Genomic DNA, 3,915 nt, shown 5'->3' on the forward strand with positions numbered 1-3,915 from the left:
CTTTACCAGCGGCAACGTCGCCGGGACCGCAGATATTACCCCGCTGGTCAGCGGCAAAACGGCCCTGCAAACCGCGCGCATCGTGCTGCAAAATGCGGATTCCCGCCCAACGCTGAGTACGCTGAGCGCATCAAAAACGCTGGCGATGGCGAACGGCACCGATACGGTCATCCTGACGGCTAACGTGCTGACGGCGGAAGGTCTGCCATATCAGGGCGTCACGGTATCGTGGGCGGCGGAGAATGTCGCGCTCGGATTAGCCGCGCCGCAAAGCGTGACGGATGAAAACGGCGTGGCGACCATGACGGTCAGCAGTCTGAGCGTCATAGATTCCAGAGTGACCGCGACGGTCGAGGGCGGCAGTTCGCTGCAAAGTGACTCGCTTAGCTTTGGCGCGGATGCTTCCACTGCGCAGGTGATGAGCCTGAATGCGGACAAAATGCAGGCGACGGCCAATAATGCCGACAACGTTACCCTGGTGGCGAACGTGGTTAACGCCCAAAACCAGCCGCTGAAGGGCGCAGCCGTTGACTGGAAAGTAGAGCAGGGCAACGCCACGCTGAGTGCGCCACAGGTGTCGACAGATGAACTGGGGAATGCGCAAATCACGCTGGCGTCGGCGGCGGCGGGTGACGTGAAAGTCTCTGCCCGCACCGGAACAACAGATGCCAAAATGACCGACGGCATCTCATTTACTGCCGACAGTGCCAGCATGAATATTACGGCCCTGAAGCAGGATAAAACGCAGGCGGTGGCGAATGGCACCGACGCCGTCACCTATACCGTGACGGTCACCGATGCGAACGGCAACCGCGTGCAAAATGCGCCGGTGAGCTGGAGCAGCGATCGGTCCACGGCGCAGCTTTCCGCCAGCACCGTCAATACCGATGCGCAGGGGCAGGCGCAGGTGCGTGTCTCGACAATTCAGGCCGGCGACGTGGTTATCTCTGCGCAACTGCCGGATGGCGCTGCCAGCGTTGCGCCCGCCGCGTCGTTTAATGCCGATGTGAGCACGGCGCAGTTTAGCGCGATGTCTGCAGATAAAACGCAGGCACTGGCGAATGGCGCGGATGTCATCACCCTGAGTACGACGTTAACGGATGCCCATGGCAATCCGCTGGCGGATGCTGACGTCAACTGGGTCGCGGATACGACCGGCGGTACCTTGTCTGCCAGTAAAACCAAAACCAATGCACAAGGTGTGAGCACTATCCGGTTAACCTCCTCAGAGGTTACGGATTACACCGTGAAGGCATCGTTTAATGCCGCCAGTGTAACGTCCTCAACCTTGTCATTTGCGGCAGATCTGGCCAGCGCGACGATAGATTCGCTGGTCGCGGACAAAACTGCCTCGGTGGTGGCGGGTAAAGACACGGTCAGCCTCACGGCCACGGTGCTGGACGCTAACCGCCACCCGGTGTCTGGCGTGACGGTTAACTGGAGCAGTGATAACGGTAGTGGCAGCTTTACGCAAGTTTCTGCCGTGACCGACAGCAACGGCGTAGCGACAACGAAATTCAGCAGTATTAAAGCGCAGAAAACGGCGATCATCGCCACTGCGGGCACCAGCAGCAAAACGCAGTCGGTTGACCTGATTGCCGATGTGAGCACCGCGAAGGTGGGTGACGTGATAGCTGATAAAACGCAGGCCACGGCCAACGGCACCGACGCGGTGACCTGGAGCACGACGGTGAAAGATGCTAATCAGAACGTCATCTCCGGGATGACGGTGAACTGGCGCAGCGACAATGCCAATATTACTCTGGCAGGCAGCAGCAGCCAGAGCACGTCGGGCGGTATAGCAACGGTCACGGGGACGTCGGTTAAAGTGGCGGACGCCATTATGACCGCCAGCCTGACAACGCCGGCAGGCAGCGCCAGCGCAGGTAAAGTGAGTTATGTGGCGGACAGCAGTACCGCGCAGGTCATGACCGTCACGGCCGATAAAACCCAGGCTCTGGCTGACGGGACTGACGCTATTACGCTGAGCGCGACGGTGACCGACGCGCACGGCAACCTGCTGGCTAACACGACGGTGAACTGGGGGAATACTCCGGCTATCGGTGCGCTTTCTGCCGCAAGTTCAACGACCAGTGCGCAGGGCATCGCCACGGTGACGTTGGCTTCTGCCGCCGCCGGTAATACGGTTGTCACGGGGACGGTTAACGGCACCGGTGTCAGTTCACCGTCGCTGACCTTTGCAGCGGATGCCAGTACGGCGTCTGTTTACAGTCTCGAGGCCAGCAAAACGACCGGTGTGGTCGCGGGTGTCGATACCGTCACGGTGACAGCCACCGTGCATGACAAAAATGGCAATGTTGTTCCCAACGCCACCGTTAACTGGAGCAGTGACAACGCCAGCGGCAAATTCTCGCCGGCCACCGGTGTGACCGACAGCCAGGGCGTGGTGACGGCGCAGTTTAGCGAAACGCATGCTCAGACGACGGCGATCACGGCAACGGCCGCGGGTGGCAATAAAACACAGTCCATCGAAGTAGTGGGTAATGCCAGTACAGCCAGGCTGACCCGCGTGGACGCCAGCAAATCACAGGCGCTGGCCAACGGGACTGATGGCATCATCTGGACGGCAACGGTCGCCGATGCGAATCAAAACCTGCTCAGCGGGACGACGGTGAAATGGAGTAGCAGCAATACTGACATCGCGTTATCGGGCAGCAGCAGCCAGACCAGCGCAGAGGGCACCGCGACGATCGCGGCGACGTCGGTGAAAGCGGCGAACGCCGTGATGACCGCGACGCTGACTTCACCGGCAGGCAGCCTTAGCGCCAGCAGCGTGAGTTATGTTGCGGATGCCAGCACCGCGAAGCTGAGTGTGGTGGAGAGCGATAAAGCTCAGGCGCTGGCTAACGGCGCGGACATCATCACCTTAAGCACCACGTTAACGGATGCGAAGGGAAATCCGCTGGCGAATGCTGACGTCAACTGGAGCACGGCGCCGGCAGGCGGCACGCTTTCAGCCAGCAGCACGAAAACCAATGCGCAGGGCGTGGCGACCGTCACGCTGTCATCCGCCGATGTCATGGCTTACACGGTGAAGGCTTCTGCAGGGAATGCGAATGCGAGCTCAGCTTCACTGTCATTCATTGCCGATGCGGCGACCGCGAAGGTCACTACGCTGGTAGCCGATAAAACGGCCTCGGTGGTGGCGGGTAAAGACGCGGTGAACCTGACGGCAACTGTGCTGGATGCCAGTAATCATCCGGTTCAGGGTGCCACCGTCACCTGGAGCAGCGATAACGCCAGCGGCACATTTACGCCGGTTTCCGGCGTGACCAATGCTGCGGGTGTGGCGACGGCGACGTTTACAGAAACCCATGCGCAGGCCACGGTGATAACGGCCAGCATAACAGGCAGCAGCAAGACCCAGTCGCTGGATGTCATTGCGGATAGCGGCACGGCGACGTTCAGCAGCGTCGTGGCCAGTAAATCACAGGCGCTGGCCAGCGGAACTGATGTCGTCACCTGGACCGCGACGGTGCAGGATGCCAACCAGAATCCGGTGAACAATCTGGCGGTGAACTGGAGCAGCGATAACGTCAGCGTGACGCTTGCGGGCAGTACCACGAAAACCAATGCCAGCGGTGTGGCGACGGTCACCGCGACGTCGCTTAAAGCGGCAGATGTCATCATCACGGCCAGCGTGACGACGCCTGCGCTGAGCAAAAGTGCCAGCAAAGTCAGCTATATCGCCGACGCCAGCACGGCGCAGCTGAGCGCGGTCACCACGGATAAAACGCAGGTGGTGGCGAACGGCAGCGAAATAGCCACGCTGACCACCACGGTCACGGATGCCCAGGGCAACCTGTTACCCAACGTGGATGTGAGCTGGAACGTCAACCCTTCAACTGGCGAGTTATCTGCGGTATCAACGAAAACGAGCGCCCAGGGTGTCGC

At 60.4% G+C, this 3,915-nt stretch carries 1 protein-coding gene; it reads left to right on the forward strand.

Annotation, left to right across the window (positions count from 1 at the left end):
* Positions 1–3,915: beta strand repeat-containing protein (locus D5398_RS25205; RefSeq protein ID WP_208646090.1), on the forward strand; the 3,915-nt coding region annotated here is incomplete at both ends.

This window comes from Rahnella bruchi (genome assembly GCF_003614975.1).
Taxonomy (GTDB): Bacteria; Pseudomonadota; Gammaproteobacteria; order Enterobacterales; family Enterobacteriaceae; genus Rahnella; species Rahnella bruchi.